The organism is Haloactinomyces albus, from assembly GCF_031458135.1.
Lineage (GTDB): Bacteria > Actinomycetota > Actinomycetes > Mycobacteriales > Pseudonocardiaceae > Haloactinomyces > Haloactinomyces albus.
In genome coordinates this window covers 3,742,612-3,759,096 of record NZ_JAVDXW010000001.1, presented here as the reverse complement: position 1 = coordinate 3,759,096, position 16,485 = coordinate 3,742,612, and the positions used below count along the sequence as shown (strand labels likewise).

The following is a 16,485-nucleotide window of genomic DNA, read 5'->3' as shown; positions in this document are numbered from 1 at the left end:
TGGTTATTCCTCTTCCGAACGTCGGTAACCGTTCTGGCGCGGGCAGATGTGTCCCTCCGGATCCAGCGGCTCCGAGCACAGCGGGCACGGCTTGCGACCTGCGTTGATGACGCGCTCGGCACGGTCGGCGAAAGCACGCGCGTGGGCCGCGGTGAGGAAGACACGCACGGCGTCCGGGCCCTCTTCGGTGTCGTCGAGCACCACCGACTCGTCGATCTCCTCCTCGGTGACGGCGAGCAGTTCGACGACGACGGCCTCGGTCTCGGCGTCCCAACCGAGACCCATGGTGCCCACCCGGAACTCCTCCTCCACCGGAACGGCGAGCGGCTCGGAGTCCACCAGCTCCTCGGGTGGCTCCGACGGGAGTTCGGTATCGAACCGGCGTTGCACCTCCTCCAGGAGGGCACCGATCCGCTCGGAGAGCACCGAGACCTGCTGCTTTTCCAGCTGGACGCTCACCGTGCGAACGTCCTCGCTGGCCTGCAGGTAGAACGTGCGCTCACCGGGTTCCCCGACCGTTCCCACGATGAAGCGGTCGGGCTGACGGAAGACGTGGATGACGCGAGCCATGGCAACCTCGAGACTAAGCCACGGGCCCCGACGGCGAATCGGGCCTCCCCCTGTTCCGTTTCCCCGCGTCAGCGCAGGCAAATCGCTCTGCGGAGCCGTCACCGCACGGGTACCACCGGACTTGCGGCGCCCGGAGCAGCGTGTTCGCCGAACGCGAACACCCCTTCGGCAGTACCATCGGCCCCCGGCAGCTATCGCCGCGGATACAGTCGCGCCCGTGATGGACAGCGTCGACCTCGGCCGCTGCCGACCGCGCCGATTGCATGCCGGCGACACTGTGGCCGTGGTGGCTCCGGCCGGTCCCGTGCCCGACGACCTGCTCGATGCCGGGATCGCGCATCTCGAGTCCTGGGGCCTGCACGTGGTGGTCGGCAAGCAGGTCCGCAGGCGGCATCCGCGACTCGGATACCTGGCCGGTACGGACGCCGACAGGGCCGCCGACCTGCAACGAGCCTGGTGCGACCCGGAGGTGGCCGGAGTGCTGTGCGCACGGGGCGGCTACGGCAGCATGCGCCTCCTCGATCACCTCGACTGGCCCGCGATGGCGACGGCAGGACCCAAGCTCCTCACGGGGTCCAGCGATGTCACGGCGCTGCACGAGGCGGTGGTGAGCCGTCTCGGTCTGGTCAGCGTGTTCGGCCCGATGGTGGCCACCCGGGCCTTCGTCGAGGACGCGCAAGCGCGCGAGCACTTTCGTCGCACCCTGTTCGAACCCGAAACCGTCACCACCCTGACACGATCGGCCGCGACAGCGATGGTGCCCGGCTGCGCACGGGGAGTCACCTATGGTGGCAACCTGAGCCTGCTCGCGGGGACGCTCGGCACCTCCGATGTACCGGCGCCGCCGGAGCGAGGGATCGCGCTGTTGGAGGATGTCACCGAGGAGCCCTACCGGCTGGACAGATTCCTGACCCAACTGCTGCGCGCCGGCTGGTTCGATCGGGCCGGTGCCATCGCGCTCGGCTCCTGGACCGACTGCGGCCCACCGAAGGAGGTGCGGGCGGTGCTGCTGGACCTGCTCGGTGAGCTCGGCATCCCGATTCTGGAAGAGCTGGGCTTCGGTCACTGCGCGGACCAGCGCACCATCGCGCTCGGAGTCGCCGCCGAACTGGACACCGAAGCCCGGCAGCTCACCCTTCTGCAACCCGCCCTGGCCTAACCCCATGCAGGTCCGCCCACTCACTCCGCAAGCTCTGGTCTCGGAGCTGCTCGACCGTGTCGATACGCACGCGGCGGACCCGTGGACACGGATCGCGATCGACGGAGCGCCGGAAGCAGCCACTGCCGAGCTGGCCGACGCTCTGGTCGATCCGCTGCGCGTGCGTGGGCGCGAGGTGATCCGGGTGCGCACCTGCGACTACCTCCGTCCCGCCTCCCTGCGCCTGGAGTACGGGCACCATGATCCGGACTCGTACTACCTGGACTGGTTCGACTTCAACGGTTTGCGCCGGGAGGTGCTGGATCCGCTCGCTGCGGGCGGCAGCGGGCACGTCCTGCCCGCACTGCGGGATCCGGACACCGGCCGGTCGCCCCGGCTGGAGCGGGTGCCGCTACCGCAGCGGGGGGTCGTGATCGTCGACGGCCCCCTGTTGCTCGGCGGCGAACTGCCGTTCGAGCTGACCGTGCACCTGTGGCTTCCGCCGGCGGCTCTTCAACGCCGGGCATCGGATTCGCAGCGGTGGCGGCTGCCCGCCTTCGACCGCTACACCGCCGAGGTGCGGCCCGAGCGAGTTGCCGACTACGTCGTGCGCGTCGACCGGCCCGGTCACCCCGCCGCCATCGATGCCTGGTGAGCCGCACTCGGCATCTGAAGCTCGGAAGCGCAACGGAACGGTTACTCGCCCCAGCGAGCTTGCTGCCACTGCACGGATTCCGGGCGCAGACCGGTTCGCGTGAACTCGATCAGTGCCGTACGCACCTCCGCCAAGGGCAGCACCGCATCACGTGGGAACGCGAGCGGACTCCCGGCGTCGAACCGCAGAACCGGCGCACCGTCTCGTGGACGGGGATTGCACGTATGCCAGGACAGCAGCTCCCCTTCTTCGGTCTCCTCGGTGAAGTTCAACACCCCCAGCTCCTCCTCGGCTGCCGTGACCACACGGACCTGCTGGTACGGGCCGGGGAGCTGTTCGTCCTCGTAGGGCCGATCCCAGAGGTAGAGATGGCATGCTCGGCCCGGCTGTTGCGGACGCAGCAACCGGTCGACCAGGGACGGCTTTTCGTCGTTGCGGTCGGCATAGTGCCGCTCACCGTCGATGACGGCCGTGGCCACCGTGATCCCCAGTTCGGTGTTGCGCGCACCCACCGCTTCCGCCCGGAAACCGTCAAGTCCTTCCCTGGCCTCGTTCAACGCCCGGAGCACAGCACTCTGCTGCAGGACGAGATCACCCCAGTACGGATTCCCGCGAACCCTGTTGAGGTCGGTATAGGCGGATTCGGTGGTCTCGATGAGCTTGTCGATGATCTCCAGCGGCACGTCGGCGAGCCGCGCGAACACGTCCGCATCGGGCTCGAGTGGTCCGGACTCGTCTTGCGACAGCGGATTCGGCATCTCTTCCTTGGCCCCACGGGATGGTGCTACGCACACGAGTTTTCAAGATCATGATGCCATCGGCCCTCGGCCGAAAAGATGACCGGTGGCCTCAGCGTCCGATTCCCCTCGCAGCGGTGGCGAGGATCTCGCCCTCGGAAGACTACCGGTCGCGTTTTTTCGTGTGCGAAGCGCCATTTCCGCAGCAAGCCATGCGGTCCGAGTCCCGGCAGCCACCTACCCGGCATTCCACCGCCTACGGCGCTGGATCCTGCTCGAGGAGGTGGGCTGCCCACCGGCGCCGAGCGATTCTCAGCCGTATCCGAGCTGCTCGGTCATATCGGAGATCCTGCGCAGCTGCGCGGCGCGCTCGGCAGCAAGCTGCTGCTCGGGGTCCACGGCTTCGTTGGCCTGCGACAGCAGGGACAACGTCTCACGAGCTGCCCCCGCCGGTGCCTGCGCCACGGCCTCCGCGAGCCGATCGGTCGACGTGGCCAGGTCATCGACGGGTACCACCGAGTTGGCCAGTCCGTTTTCCGCCGCCTCGGCTGCCGGGACCTCCCGGCCGGTCAGGCAGATTTCGACGGCCTTGGCATACCCCACCGTCTGGACCAGCGGCAAAGTACCGCCGAGGTCGGGGACGAGCCCCAACCCGGTCTCGGCCATGCACAGCTTCGCGTCCTCGGCCAGGACTCGAAGATCGCAGGCCAGCGCGAGCTGGAAACCGGCACCGATCGCGTGTCCCTGTACGGCGGCAATGGTCACCCGGTCAGGTTCACGCAGCCAGCTGAACCCCTGCTGGAACAGGGCGATCTCGGCATCGGCCTGTTCCGTCGGCCGTTGTCCGAGTGAGATCAATCCGGGAGCTCCTTCGACATCTTCGGATCCGAAGAGTCGACGGTCGAGCCCCGCAGAAAATGATCTTCCTTCGGCGCGAACCACGACGACGCGAACCTCGGAATCGAGGTTCTGGCCGATCTCGTGCAACGCCTGCCACATGTGCGGCGTCTGTGCGTTGAGTTTATCCGGTCGATCGAGCGAGATGGTGGCCCGCGATCCGTGAACCGTGAGCCGCACGCCACCACGGTCCAACAGGTCGACATCCACTGCCGAGTCCGCCAAGCGGTCCTCCGTTGCGATTCATCAATGGCCGGTCAGGTGAGTACCACCTTACCGATCGATCATGGACGAATTCCCCCGCTCGGCTCGGCACCGCCCGTGAACCCAGGACGGCAGCACGGCCGTGTACCCGGCGGCACCATGGGTGCCACGCCGTCCACGGGCATCCATGGTGCCGGGCACGCACTCCTCATCGCCGTATTTACTTCTTCTTCGTGCGTGTCGCGCCCCCACGACCACGCAACTGCACTCCCGACTCGCTGAGAACGCGGTGAACAAAACCGTATGAACGGCCTGTCTGCTCCGCGAGGGCACGAATACTGGCCCCCTTCTCGTACTTCTTCTTCAGGTCACTGGCAAGCTTGTCGCGTGCGCTTCCGGTAATGCGCGCACCCTTCTTCAGGTCAGCCACAGTGTCCCCGCCTTCCCTGTCGAACAGGTCGGGCCGCTCGCGACCCCTGTCGAGGCAATGATCGAACAGGAAAGCCGCAAACGCCAGGCGATCATGGAAAAAGATCCTGCAACGGTCGAGATATACTCCTGATGATCATGAAAATGCACCGGTGTTCCCATGATCGGGACAACACCATTACCCGATAGTGTCGGACGAAGTTGCCGATCACGTTCCCCCGGCGGGCCAAACCGCCCCGCAGGCGCGCATTCACCCGGGAATCATCAACGGGCGAGCGCGACTCGATCAGGCGAGTTGTACCAGTTCCAGATACTCCTCGGACCAATGATCCTCATTGCCATCCGGAAGCAGGATCACCCGTTCGGGTTCCAGTGCCTCCACCGCACCGGGATCGTGCGTGACCAGAACCACCGACCCGGTGAAACTGTGCAAGGCTTCGAGTACCTGCTCCCGACTGGCCGGATCGAGGTTGTTGGTCGGCTCGTCGAGCAACAGCACGTTGGCGGCACTGGAGACGAGACCGGCCAGCGCCAGCCGGGTCTTCTCGCCCCCGGACAGCGTGCCCGCAGGCTGCTGCAGCTGCTCTCCGCCGAACAGGAACGCCCCCAGCAAGGTCCGCAGTTGCTGCTCCGGCGTCTCCGGAGCCACCCTGCGAATATTCGCCCACACGCTCTCGTCGTGATCCAGGGTCTCGTGCTCCTGCGCGTAGTAGCCGACCCGCAGGCCGTGCCCGGCCACGACTTCTCCCGAATCCGGCGTTTCCATGCCGCCGAGCAACCGCAGCAGGGTCGTCTTGCCCGCACCATTAAGCCCCAGGACCACGACCCTCGATCCGCGGTCGATGGCCAGGTCCACCCCGCTGAAGATCTCCAGCGAACCGTAGGACTTCGACAGCCCGTTCGCGGTCATGGGAGTGCGGCCACACGACGCGGGCTCGGGAAAGCGGATCTTGGCGGTTTTCTCCGAGGACTGCTCCTCGTCCAGATCCTCGAGCATCTTGTCGGCCCGCTTGGCCATGTTCTTGGCCGCCACGGCCTTGGTGGCCTTGGCGCCGAGTTTGTCGGCCTGCTCCTTGAGGGTGGCGGCTTTCTTCTCGGCGTTGGCCCGCTCGCGGCGACGTCGTTTCTCGTCGTCGGCCCGCGCCTCCTGGTAGCGCTTCCAGTTCATGTTGTAGACGTCGGCCTCGCCGCGCACCGCATCGAGGTACCAGACCTTGTTCACCACGGCATCGAGCAGGTCGACGTCGTGGCTGATGACCACCAGCCCACCGTCGTGGGCCTTGAGGAAGTCGCGCAGCCAGTTGATCGAGTCGGCGTCGAGGTGGTTGGTGGGCTCGTCGAGCAACAGGGTCGTCGCCGAGGTGCCCCCCGGACCCGCTTCCGAAGCGGCGAACAGAATCCTGGCCAGTTCCACTCGACGGCGCTGCCCCCCGGAAAGCGTCTGCAGCGGCTGATGCAGCACGCTGTCCTCCAACCCGAGGTTGCCGCAGATCCGGGCGGCCTCGCTTTCGGCCGCGTACCCACCCCGCGTCGCGAAGCGCTCCTCGAGTTTGCCGTAGCGGGTGATCGCTCGGTCCCGCTGCCGCTCGTCGACCAGCTCGGCCATCTCGGACTGGGCCTTTTCCATGTCCCGCATGATCTGGTCGAGTCCTCGCGCGGACAGCACACGATCCTTGGCAGGCACCGACAGATTCCCCTCCCGCGGATCCTGCGGAAGGTAGCCCATCTCACCGCGGCGCACGATCTCACCCGCGTGGGGCTCCCCCTCCCCGGCGAGCACCCGCAGAGTCGTCGTCTTGCCCGCACCGTTGCGGCCGACCAATCCCACGCGGTCGCCCGGCTGGACGCGCAGGGTGGCGTCGGAGAGCAGGATACGAGAGCCGGCCCGCAGTTCGAGGCCGCTGGCAGAAATCAACACAAACTCCGGAAGTAGTGGTCAAGCGGACACGCACACATGAGCACCCGCAGGCGGAGAAAGCCGGCGAGCGGCATCGTCGAACTCATCGACGAAGAGAACCGCAGCGCGCATGAGGACCACTCGCCGAGTGTACCGATGGCCACAAGCGTGTTGCGCCACACCACCGACGGCGGTGCCTCGGATCACCGCACCGCCGGCCTCCGGCCCGGTCACGGGTCGTGGACCTGCACCTCGACGGCGATCGCACGGCGAGCTGCCTCGTCCAGGACCGCACGCCGGGGCTCCGGCACGTCCAGCACCCTGCTTTCGGCCGAGGCGAGCAGAGCACTCAGTCTGGAATCCTCGCCGAGGGTGGCCAATGCCTTGCGGTCACCTCCGAGCACCAGGCCGTCCAGCGTGTCCTGCTCGGGCAGCACGACATGGGCCACGGCGTCCGCCGCTGCCTGCAGGGAACGGCGCGCCTGGTCCGCACGCCTGCGTGCGAAGCGCTGCTGGGACCAGCCTCCCGCCTTGTTCCTGCCGTGCACCGGATGACGATCGGTCGAGGACTCCACGACCTTGCCCCCGGCGGAAATCCCCACGCTGTGGGCCCCGAGCCGCACCAGCACCACCCCGATACGGCGTGCTCGACAGGCATGCTCGACCAGGGTGGACACCGCCAGCCCCGGATGCTCGTCCCCGGTGGTGGGCAACGGTTCGAAGGCGACGTGCACGAGGGCCACTGCTCCGTCGCACGCCCGTACCCGCACCCGGCGTGATTCGACGTGCGTCGTCGAGGCCCCACCGTGACCGTCCACGAAGCGGTCGAACCATCCCGCCAGCCGGTGCGCGTCGACCTCGACCGCACGGCCGCCACCCGATAACTGCCTGACCCGGCTCACAACACGAAGGTATCGGCCCAGAGTTGCGTGGTCCGCCCGGACAAGGACTCCAACAGTGCCGCGGCCTGATCGTCGGTCAACGACGCGACGAAGTCGACCACCGCACGTCCCCGGGCCATGCGCTCGACGTGCTCCTCGGCCGAGGAGCCGCTCGGCAGCCGCTCTCCCGGCAGCACCAGCGTGTCCGGATCGTCGCGCCGGAGCAGGTGCAACTCGTCCTGTGCGTGGTCGAACAGATCGCGGAGCCGATACGGGAGCCGAGCGGCCTCACTGCGGTCGATCAGCCAGTTGTCCAGGGCTTCCACCAGTTTGCTCAACAGCCGGTCCTGCCCGCGCTGATGCAGTGCCAGGTCCGGTCGTTGGAGCACGAAGCGGCGATGCACGAACTTCAGGACCTGCACCTCGTGCCACTGCTCGCTGTCCAAGGTGACGTGCCCGGAGCGGGTGCTCGGCTTCTCGTCGACCCTGACTCCCCGCACCAACCGACGGGTCCATTCCCCGGAGAACGCGGCCACGGCCTGCTCGGCCTGCTTGGAGCGGTCGAAGGGAACCTTCAGCAGTTTGGTGACCAGGTCCGAGACGACCTTTTTCACCGCGTCGACGAAGGCGTCATCGGCGGCGATCCACGAGTCCTTGGCGTGCAGGCGACGCCGCAGCTTTTCCAGCGAGCGTCCCGGCGCGTCATCGGATCGTTCGAGTTCGGCATCGGAGACCCGTGCCAGTGCACCGGAGTGCTCGAGCCACTCGGTGAGCTCGTGGGAAACGGTGGTGTGCTGCAGGATGCCGACCCGGTGGAAGTCCTCCAGATCATGGATGGCGTAGGCGATGTCATCGGCCGTGTCCATGATCGATGCCTCGACGGTCTGCTGCCAGTCCTCCACCCGGTCGGTGAACGGCGCGCGACAGTCCCGCATGTCATCGAGCTCGGTGACGTAGCAGGAGAACTTCGCCGAGCCGGTACCAGGGCCCTCGTCCGGCTCGGACGCTCCCCGTGGCGGTACCGGCAGTCGGCGTGGATGCGGCTGTGGACGCACCAGCCGGGTCCACGGGTACTTCAGCAACGCCGCCCGGACAGCGGCCGTCAGGTCCAGCCCGTCCCCACCGGCGCCGCGCACGTCGATGTTGCTGACGATCCGGAACGACTGCGCGTTGCCCTCGAACCCGTCGGGCAGTGCGAACCGCTGCCGGGCCACCCGGTCGAGCACCCGCTCACCGAGGTGCCCGAACGGCGGATGCCCGAGGTCGTGGCCGAGTCCGGCCGCTTCCACGACATCGAGGTCGCAGCCGCCGAGCCGGTCGAGGCGTTCGGCCTCGACCGGCTCGGCGAGCAGCCTTTCGGCGAGTGCCCTGGCCACCTGTGCGACCTTCAGACTGTGGGTCAGCCGATTGTGCAACAGCAGACCCGACCCGCTGGGGCTGACCACTTGGGTGACGCCACCCAGGCGCGCGAAGAAGGCGGAACTCGACACGCGGTCGCGGTCGGCGCGGAAGGGACTGCCTGCGAGATCACCGGGCGGCTGAGGATATCCGAGTCGGGCGCCGCGCCGCCCCGTTCGGAGAGGTCCGGACTCTGTCTGCATGGGTTCACGTTATCGCCGATGGCGGTCACCGAGCGCCGAGCGGGCCGGACGTGATCCGATAATCGAGTGGTGGATGTCCTCGTCGTGGGTGGCGGTCCCGCGGGGCGCGCGGTCGCCTCGTCCTGCAGTGACGCCGGAATGCGGGTGAGCCTGGTCGATCCGGCACCTCGCCGCGGGTGGCCGCACACCTATGCGGCTTGGCGCGACGAACTGCCCGCCGGTGTGGCGCGGGAGGCACTGGCCACCGTCGCGGACCGAATGCTGGCGATCGGCACGACAACACCGCACGAGTGGACTCGGCCGTACGCGGTCCTCGACAACACCGCCCTGTGGAAGCACCTGTGGCGTGCGGACGTGACCGAGGTGACCGGCAAGGTCACCCGAGCCGAGCACGGCCCCTCCGGTTCCACCGTGCACCTGAAGGACGGCAGGCGCCTCGCCGCGGCAATCGTGGTGGATGCCTCGGGGGCCGCGCGCGTGCTCTCGGGTGGGCGTCCGGCGCGAGTCCCGGCACAGCAAACCGCCGTCGGCGTGGTGGTCGATGCGAGCGAAGCCGGGGCGATGCTCGGGGGTGGGACGGCACCCGGGGCCCGAACCGGCGTGTTCATGGACTGGCGGCCGGTACCCGGTGCCGAGGGGGAACCGCCGACCTTTCTGTACGTGGTGCCCGTGGCGCGGGGACGGGTCCTGCTCGAGGAGACCTCCCTGGCCCGGCGCCCGGCCCTGCCGCTGGCTCACCTGCGCCGCAGACTGCTCACACGGCTCGATGCCGCCGGAATCACCGCCCCGGCCGGAGCGGTCGAGGAGCGTGTGCGGTTCCCGGTGGACGATCCCCTCCCGCAGCAGCGCCGCCTCGGCCCGCTCGAACCGAGGGCCGGAGTGGTGCCATTCGGAACAGCAGCCGGGATGGTGCATCCCGCGACGGGATTCAGTGTCGCGGCCTCGCTCCGGCTGGCGCCCTGGATCGCAGGCGCCCTCGGCGGAGGACTCGGTGGGAGCCTCGGCGGGGGCCGCAGCGGGAACCCCGCCACCGCCGCCGAGGCGGCATGGTCCTTGCTGTGGCCACCGAGCGCACGGGCGGGCCACGGGCTGCGGCTGCGTGCGCTTCGGGCACTGTTGTCCATGCCGCCGCACCGAGTCCGCGAGTTCTTCGAGGTGTTTTTCGCGCTGCCGGATCAGCACCGATGGGCATTCCTGGCCCCGGAAATCGATCTTTCGGGCACCTCTGCTGCGATGGCAGCGGCTTTCCATTCGGCTCCGTGGAGCGTGCGGCAATATCTGCTGACGGGTGCTCTCACTCCGCAGCGATAGGACCGACACGGTCTCGACAATTCCGACCGGGGAGTGTTTTGGAAATGGATGGTCACCGAACCACCGTCGAACGATCATCGGACGCGTGCCACGAACCTCCTCTGCCACCCGCAGTAACAAGACATGACCATTCCGCTGTGTTTATCGACACAATCGAGGGGTATGATGGCTGCTCGCTTCTGTGGAACCGCGCTACGTTGTCGAGGAGACGGCGCATCCTCCCTGAAGAGTGGAACTCCGGATGTCGGTGAACGAATCGTGGACATGCTCGATGGAACATCATGAGTGCGGGTGACATCGATCTCGTACTCGGCCCTGCGAACGGAGTACGCTTCGCATTCCAGCCGGTGATCAATGTCAGAACCGGCGCGATTGTGGCGGTCGAGGCCCTCGCCCGGCCGACCGATGGTGACGTATGGGACCTCTTCCGGGAAGCAGCACGCGCGCGGCAGCTGGCCGAGCTCGACGTCGATCTGGCGGTCTCGGCGGTCATGTCGGCCGTCGAGCACGACACACTGCTCCCCCTGCATCTGAACCTCTTCGGCGGCACCGTCACCCACAATCTCGGACTCCTGGACAAGCTGCACGACAAGCTCGACACCGTGGGACGCCATCCACATGAGGTCACCCTCGAAATCGGGCCACCCTTCACTCGCCTCGATCCCGCCCTCCTGCTGACGGGTGTGCAACAGCTGCGCTCCCGCGGATACCACATCGCGCTGGACGGGGTCGGTCACGGCGATGTTGCCCTGACCCTGCTCGCCGACCTCGAACCGGACATGGTCAAGCTCGACCCGGAGGTGGTATCGGGCCTACCGGAATCCGCAGGCCGCACAGCGGTACTCGAATCGGTCAAGCAGCTCTGTGACGCCATCGGGGCCCGGCTCGTCGCCGAAGGCGTGGAGAGCGAGCCACAGCTGCAGGCGCTACGCCGCCACGGTGCCCCATTGGTACAGGGCAACCTGCTCGCTCCACCCGCCCGGCGACCGCCGACCACATTCAGCGTTCCCGACGTGGCGGCCGAGGTCACCGACCCCCATGGTCGGACGCTTAGCACCACGGCAGCGGGGCCTCGCGTCACCGAATTCCTCTCTCCCGCCACGATGCTGCCTGCCGATGCGACCGCCGACAGGGTGCGCGGTGTGCTCGCCGACCATCCCGAAATCAACGGTGTTGTGCTCGTCGACGACCACAACAGGCCGCAGTGGTCGGTCGATCGCAACCGCTTCCTGCTCGCGGTAACCGGTCCTTATGGGCATGCGCTGCATGCCCAGCGTCCGGCCGCCCGCCTGGCCGACGAACCCCGCGTGGTGACCACGGCGACCACGGCGATGGAGGCCCTCGGACTCGTTACCGGATCCGACCAGTACCGGATGTATGACGATGCCATCGTCGTCGACGAGTCCGGCCGGTGCCTGGGCACGGTGCGCGCCGGTCATCTGATTCGCGGCATGACCGAATTGAAGATTCAGGAAGCCGCTTCCCTCAACCCGTTGACCCGGCTCCCCGGAAGCGAGGCGATCGAAAGGGACGTTGCCCGCAGGATCGATGCCGGTGAGGTCTTCGCAGTGAGCTGGCTGGATATCGACGAATTCAAGAGTGTCAACGATTCGGTCGGGTTCTCCGCCGGAGACGATCTCATCCGCTCCGTGGGGCGCAGTCTCACCGACGCCGCCACGTCCATCAAGTCCGTACAGGTCGGACACGTCGGCGGCGACGACTTCCTGCTGGTCGCCGACCTCGACGATCTGGTCACGCTCTCGGAGATGCTGCTCGATCCACAACGCCATGCCGGCGACAGCGCAGTCAGCCTGTCCCTGGCCACACTGGTGTGCACGCAAGGCAGCGCGTCTTCCTACGAGCAGATCTCCCACCTGCTCGCCCCGCTGAAGCACAGCGCGAAATCGCTGCAGGGGTCGAGTTGGGTCATGTCGCGCCCCGGCTCCGATCGCGTCGATGTGCTGCGCGGCAAGCAGTCCGGCACCGCACGGACACCCCGCGAATTCCTCGCCCGGGAACCGAACTCCGAGGAACCCACCCGGAAGTTCCACACCGGACAATCTCCTCGGCCGTCCGAGGACGGTCGGATACCTCCGAAGAACCACTGAACGGCGCGAACCGCCCCGGCGAGTGCTTTCAGTCGAGTGCTTTCAGTACGGCCGGGCATCGCAGCATGGCCCGGCCTTTCGGCATCATCGCCCGGATCGGCGCAGCGCGCGCCACATGCGCAGCGGCAGCAGGCCGATCAACGGGGCACGCCTGCCGAGGTCGTCACTGTCCTGCCGGTCGAACGCACGGGCATAGCGAGTCGCGTCGGCGGCGGTGGCGTAGCTTTTGGACCCTCCGGCGCCGCAGCTGCGTTCACACGCCCACAGCATCTCGGGGCCCTCGGCGCGGAAGCGGTACTTGTGGCCGAGCAGTCGGCAGCTCCACATACCGGCCAGATTACTCGGTTTGTCCGGATTATACAGCCGCGATCGCGGGTACCTCCGAAACGATGGCGATCCAGACCGGAACGATCGAAACCCGCGTACCCGCACGCATGGACCGGCTACCGTGGTCCCGGTTCCACTGGCGTGTCGTGGTCGGCCTGGGCACCGTGTGGATCCTCGACGGCCTCGAGGTCACCATGGTCGGCTCGGTCGCCGCACGACTGACCGAGCCCGGCAGCGGCATCAACCTCACTTCTGGTCAGATCGGTATCGCCGCGGCCATCTACGTGCTGGGTGCCTGCCTCGGAGCGCTGTTCTTCGGCCAGCTCACCGACATGTTCGGCCGCAAGAAGCTGTTCATGCTCACCCTGCTCGTCTACCTCGTGGCCACCGTGGCCACCGCGTTCGCCTTCTCCCCCTGGTATTTCTACCTGGCCCGATTCTTCACCGGTGCGGGCATCGGCGGCGAGTACGCGGCGATCAACTCGGCCATCGACGAGCTCATCCCGGCCCGGGTGCGCGGCCGGGTGGACCTGATCATCAACGGCTCGTACTGGCTCGGAGCCGCCGGTGGTGCGGCGGCCGCCGTGTTCTTCCTCAACCAGGCCATCTTCCCGACCTGGCTCGGCTGGCGACTCGCCTTCGCCGTCGGCGCCGTGCTCGGCCTGGGAATCCTGCTCGTGCGGCGGCACGTGCCGGAAAGCCCACGCTGGTTGTTCATCCACGGCATGCAGGACGAGGCCGAGCGCATCGTCAACCGGATCGAAAGCGAGGTGTCCGAGGAAGCCGACGAGCGACTGGCGGAGCCGGATCAGTCGATCACCATTCGCCAGCGCAGGAGAATCCCGTTCCGCATGATCGCCGAGACCGCGTTCAAGCTCTACCCGAGGCGCTCGGTGCTCGGGATCGCGCTGTTCACCGGTCAGGCCTTCCTCTACAACGGGGTCACCTTCAACCTGGGTACCCTGCTGAGCACCTTCTACGGGGTGGCCTCGGCCATCGTGCCGCTTTTCATCGTGATCTACGCACTGAGCAACTTCGCCGGCCCTGTCATACTCGGGCGGCTTTTCGACACCGTCGGGCGAATCCCCATGATCGCGGGCACCTACCTGGGATCGGCCGTGCTCACCATTCCTCTGACGCTTCTGTTCATCAACGGAATGCTCAGCCGGTGGACGTTCCTCGCCCTGTTGGTGGCGGTCTTCTTCCTGGCCTCGGCCGGTGCCAGTTCCGCGTATCTGACCGTCAGCGAGATCTTTCCCATGGAGACCAGGGCGCTGGCGATCGCGTTCTTCTACGCCGTGGGCACCGCGGTCGGCGGGATCACGGGGCCACTGCTGTTCGGGCAGCTCATCGGCACCAATCAGCGAATCTATGTCGCCATCGCCTTCCTCCTCGGCGCCGGGGTGATGGCGCTGGGGGGCATAGCCGAGCTGTTCCTGGGCGTGCGCGCCGAGCAGACCAGTCTCGAAAACCTCGCCAAACCACTCACGGCGCAGGAAGCCGAGGAAGGTGAGCCACCGGGCGAAGAACAGAAGCAGCAGGGTGAAGCACCGCAGCAAGGAGGGCAGCGCCTGGAGGCGACCCGGCGCCGCGCCGAAGCCGAACAGGTCCGTGCGCAGGCCGCCGAGCACCGGGCCGCCGTCCACGAGTTGCGCAGCAGCGGCACAGCGGAACAGGAGCAATCCGAACAGGCACTGGCCGATGCCGCCGACCTCCGTGCCCAGGAACTCGATGAGCGAGCGACCGCACACGACGAGCTCGCACGGGTCGAGGAAACCGACGACGAACGGGTAATGGCCATCGCCCGTGCCTGCGCACAGGCGGCGGAGCACCGGGCCACCGCACTCGCGGAACGGTCCACGGCGCTGACCGCCGAGGAGGAAACCGAGTCCCGCTACCACCTCACTCTGTCCGAGGCGGCCGCAGAACGGGGCCGGGCCCAGGAACAACGAGCGCTGGCCGAGGAGAACCGGTCCGCGGCAGGCGAGGCGGAGGAGACGAGCACCGCTGTCGCGCAGGCCCGTGCCGACATGCACCTCGCCTGGGCGTACCGGCACGAGAAACTGGCCGATCTCCAGGTGGCTCGCGCCGAGCAGGACGACGATGCCGCACGGCGCTACGAGCACGAGGAAGCGGAGCTACAGGCGCGGGCGTTGGCCGCCGACGAGCGCGTGCGTTCGAGTGAGCATCGCGCCGCCGCGGACGATTTGTACAGCGATGTCCACACCACCGAGCAGGTCGAGGCGCAGCGTGCCGAAATCGCGGAACGGGAGCAGCAGGACCGCGAAACCGAACGGCTCATCCGGGAACGGATAGCCCGCAGGCAGGAAAGAGAACGCCACGGACTGCGGCGGTTCCGTCCCGGGCCCGGCTCAATACTCGGCAGCGCCCGGCTGGGTGGCCTCGATGTGCGCTCCCCACGGACCGACATCGAAAGCGAGCCGGATCGCGAGATCGGCATGCTGGTTCGAGCGTTGAGCGAGCACGGACCCACCAACCGCCGGGAACTCGCCCAACTCGTCGGAGCTCGTTACTGGGGTCCGGGAAAGTTCGGGCAGGCACTGAGTATCGCCGTCGACGAAGGAGACATCCGTAGGTTGTCGCGAAGCATGTACGGTCCTGCCGAATCATCCGGCGAGGACACGGGCGAGTCCACCGACGAGTCCTCCGAGGAGTAATCAGCGGAGCACTCGAACCGTGGGACGGCAGGACCGTGCCTGCACGGTCCTGACCGAACTCGCGAAAGAGGCGAGAGCCGAAAGAAACACAGGGCCCGCACAACGAGGCCCCGGCAGCGCGAACGCCGCCGGGGCCCGCTATCGGTTTGCCCAGCTCGGGCTCAGACCGTGAAGCCGAGTGCACGCAACTGCTCGCGGCCCTCTTCGGTGATCTTCTCCGGCCCCCACGGCGGCATCCACACCCAGTTGATCCGGAAGTCGTTAACGAGTCCACCACCGGGGGTGTTCACCAACGCCGACCGCGCCTGATCCTCGATGACATCGGTCAGCGGGCACGCAGGCGAGGTCAGCGTCATGTTGATGGTGGCCGAATTGTCCTGTTCGACCTCCACCCCGTAGACGAGGCCGAGATCCACCACGTTGATGCCGAGCTCGGGGTCCACGACGTCGCGCATGGCTTCCTCGACGTCCTCGACCGCCGCGAGATCCGCACGGGGAGCCGGAGCCTCCGGCATTCCCTCGGCACCACGCTGCACCTCGGCGCTTTCCTGGTCCTGTGTCTGAGTCTGGTCGTACGTACTGGTCATGACGCTCCCACCTCGTCGACAACGCGCGATACGGCGTCTTTGAAAGCCATCCAGCCCAGCAGCGCGCACTTCACGCGAGCCGGGTACTTCGCCACCCCCGCGAACGCGATGCCGTCTTCCAGGACGTCCTCGTCGGGCTCGATCCGACCGCGTCCCTGCATCAATTCCGAGAAGGCAGCTTCTTTTGTCAGTGCCTCCTGCAGCGGACGGCCGACCACCAGGTCGGTCATCACCGAGGTGGATGCCTGGCTGATCGAGCATCCCTGCCCCGAGTAGGAGACATCCTCGATCGTCGCGTCCGTTCCGGAACCGGTCAACTGCACGCGGAGAGTGACCTCATCCCCGCACACCGGATTGACCTGGAAGGACTCCGCGTCGAACGGATCACGCAGGCCATGCCGGTGCGGGTTGCGGTAGTGGTCCAGGATGATCTCCTGGTACATCTGCTCGAGCTGCATCACCAAC

15 protein-coding genes are annotated in these 16,485 nt (G+C 67.3%); 5 read left to right on the top strand and 10 right to left on the bottom strand.

Annotated features, from left to right (window positions below; all coding sequences use genetic code 11):
* Positions 1-3: 3 nt before the first annotated feature.
* On the bottom strand, positions 4-570 hold the full coding sequence (locus JOF55_RS17975) for an Rv2134c family protein (protein ID WP_310275746.1): 567 nt from the start codon (positions 568-570) through the stop codon (positions 4-6).
* A gap of 220 nt (positions 571-790) precedes the next feature.
* Here JOF55_RS17975 and JOF55_RS17970 point away from each other — a divergent pair, with 220 nt between their 5' ends.
* Positions 791-1,729, top strand: a complete 939-nt coding sequence (locus JOF55_RS17970) for a S66 peptidase family protein (RefSeq protein WP_310278434.1) — start codon at positions 791-793, stop codon at positions 1,727-1,729.
* A 4-nt stretch (positions 1,730-1,733) separates the two neighbouring features.
* Entirely contained in the window at positions 1,734-2,363 is a 630-nt protein-coding gene (locus JOF55_RS17965) for a nucleoside/nucleotide kinase family protein (protein ID WP_310275744.1), read from the top strand.
* 41 nt (positions 2,364-2,404) lie between these two features.
* On the opposite strand, the gene JOF55_RS17960 is transcribed toward JOF55_RS17965, so the two are convergent.
* From JOF55_RS17960 to JOF55_RS17935, 6 genes are all read right to left on the bottom strand, one after another.
* Positions 2,405-3,121, bottom strand: a complete 717-nt coding sequence (locus JOF55_RS17960) for an Imm1 family immunity protein (RefSeq protein WP_310275743.1) — start codon at positions 3,119-3,121, stop codon at positions 2,405-2,407.
* 291 nt (positions 3,122-3,412) lie between these two features.
* On the bottom strand, positions 3,413-4,222 hold the full coding sequence (locus JOF55_RS17955; protein WP_310275741.1) for an enoyl-CoA hydratase/isomerase family protein: 810 nt from the start codon (positions 4,220-4,222) through the stop codon (positions 3,413-3,415).
* Positions 4,223-4,421: 199 nt separating this feature from the next.
* Positions 4,422-4,631, bottom strand: coding sequence for a helix-turn-helix domain-containing protein (locus JOF55_RS17950; protein ID WP_114454220.1), 210 nt, complete (start codon positions 4,629-4,631; stop codon positions 4,422-4,424).
* Between the two features lie 285 nt (positions 4,632-4,916).
* Positions 4,917-6,545 carry an ABC-F family ATP-binding cassette domain-containing protein gene (locus JOF55_RS17945; RefSeq protein ID WP_374727307.1) on the bottom strand — a complete coding sequence of 543 codons (1,629 nt, stop codon included), beginning with the start codon at positions 6,543-6,545 and terminating at the stop codon, positions 4,917-4,919.
* Between the two features lie 212 nt (positions 6,546-6,757).
* A complete protein-coding gene (locus tag JOF55_RS17940; protein WP_310275737.1) occupies positions 6,758-7,429 on the bottom strand; it encodes an acVLRF1 family peptidyl-tRNA hydrolase in 672 nt (223 codons plus the stop codon).
* Entirely contained in the window at positions 7,426-9,009 is a 1,584-nt protein-coding gene (locus tag JOF55_RS17935; RefSeq protein ID WP_310275736.1) for a deoxyguanosinetriphosphate triphosphohydrolase family protein, read from the bottom strand. The genes JOF55_RS17940 and JOF55_RS17935 overlap by 4 nt, the downstream gene beginning before the upstream one ends.
* Positions 9,010-9,078: 69 nt before the next feature.
* On the opposite strand from JOF55_RS17935, the gene JOF55_RS17930 reads away from it, so the two are divergent.
* Together JOF55_RS17930 and JOF55_RS17925 are read left to right on the top strand one after the other, a co-directional pair.
* The gene (locus JOF55_RS17930; RefSeq protein WP_310275734.1) at positions 9,079-10,320 is read left to right on the top strand and encodes a lycopene cyclase family protein; all 1,242 of its coding nucleotides are present in this window, start codon (positions 9,079-9,081) and stop codon (positions 10,318-10,320) included.
* Positions 10,321-10,601: 281 nt separating this feature from the next.
* Entirely contained in the window at positions 10,602-12,428 is a 1,827-nt protein-coding gene (locus JOF55_RS17925; RefSeq protein ID WP_310275732.1) for a GGDEF domain-containing protein, read from the top strand.
* 84 nt (positions 12,429-12,512) lie between these two features.
* On the opposite strand, the gene JOF55_RS17920 is transcribed toward JOF55_RS17925, so the two are convergent.
* Positions 12,513-12,755, bottom strand: a complete 243-nt coding sequence (locus tag JOF55_RS17920; RefSeq protein WP_310275730.1) for a hypothetical protein — start codon at positions 12,753-12,755, stop codon at positions 12,513-12,515.
* Positions 12,756-12,817: 62 nt separating this feature from the next.
* Here JOF55_RS17920 and JOF55_RS17915 point away from each other — a divergent pair, with 62 nt between their 5' ends.
* Positions 12,818-15,433 (top strand): MFS transporter, encoded by a 2,616-nt coding sequence (locus tag JOF55_RS17915; protein WP_310275728.1) that lies wholly within the window; start codon positions 12,818-12,820, stop codon positions 15,431-15,433.
* A gap of 161 nt (positions 15,434-15,594) precedes the next feature.
* On the opposite strand, the gene JOF55_RS17910 is transcribed toward JOF55_RS17915, so the two are convergent.
* Positions 15,595-16,020, bottom strand: a complete 426-nt coding sequence (locus JOF55_RS17910; protein WP_310275725.1) for a metal-sulfur cluster assembly factor — start codon at positions 16,018-16,020, stop codon at positions 15,595-15,597.
* Positions 16,017-16,478 carry a Fe-S cluster assembly sulfur transfer protein SufU gene (gene sufU / locus JOF55_RS17905; protein WP_310275723.1) on the bottom strand — a complete coding sequence of 154 codons (462 nt, stop codon included), beginning with the start codon at positions 16,476-16,478 and terminating at the stop codon, positions 16,017-16,019. The genes JOF55_RS17910 and sufU overlap by 4 nt, the downstream gene beginning before the upstream one ends.
* Positions 16,479-16,485 lie beyond the last annotated feature (7 nt).

Bases quoted from the DNA above. Each gene is read 5' to 3' on its own strand.
- JOF55_RS17915 (WP_310275728.1), top strand. From the start codon at position 12,818: ATGGCGATCCAGACCGGAACGATCGAAACCCGCGTACCCGCACGCATG.
- JOF55_RS17975 (WP_310275746.1), bottom strand. From the start codon at position 570: ATGGCTCGCGTCATCCACGTCTTCCGTCAGCCCGACCGCTTCATCGTG.
- JOF55_RS17925 (WP_310275732.1), top strand. From the start codon at position 10,602: ATGAGTGCGGGTGACATCGATCTCGTACTCGGCCCTGCGAACGGAGTA.
- JOF55_RS17960 (WP_310275743.1), bottom strand. From the start codon at position 3,121: ATGCCGAATCCGCTGTCGCAAGACGAGTCCGGACCACTCGAGCCCGAT.
- sufU (WP_310275723.1), bottom strand. From the start codon at position 16,478: ATGCAGCTCGAGCAGATGTACCAGGAGATCATCCTGGACCACTACCGC.
- JOF55_RS17920 (WP_310275730.1), bottom strand. From the start codon at position 12,755: ATGTGGAGCTGCCGACTGCTCGGCCACAAGTACCGCTTCCGCGCCGAG.
- JOF55_RS17935 (WP_310275736.1), bottom strand. From the start codon at position 9,009: ATGCAGACAGAGTCCGGACCTCTCCGAACGGGGCGGCGCGGCGCCCGA.
- JOF55_RS17965 (WP_310275744.1), top strand. From the start codon at position 1,734: ATGCAGGTCCGCCCACTCACTCCGCAAGCTCTGGTCTCGGAGCTGCTC.
- JOF55_RS17910 (WP_310275725.1), bottom strand. From the start codon at position 16,020: ATGACCAGTACGTACGACCAGACTCAGACACAGGACCAGGAAAGCGCC.
- JOF55_RS17970 (WP_310278434.1), top strand. From the start codon at position 791: ATGGACAGCGTCGACCTCGGCCGCTGCCGACCGCGCCGATTGCATGCC.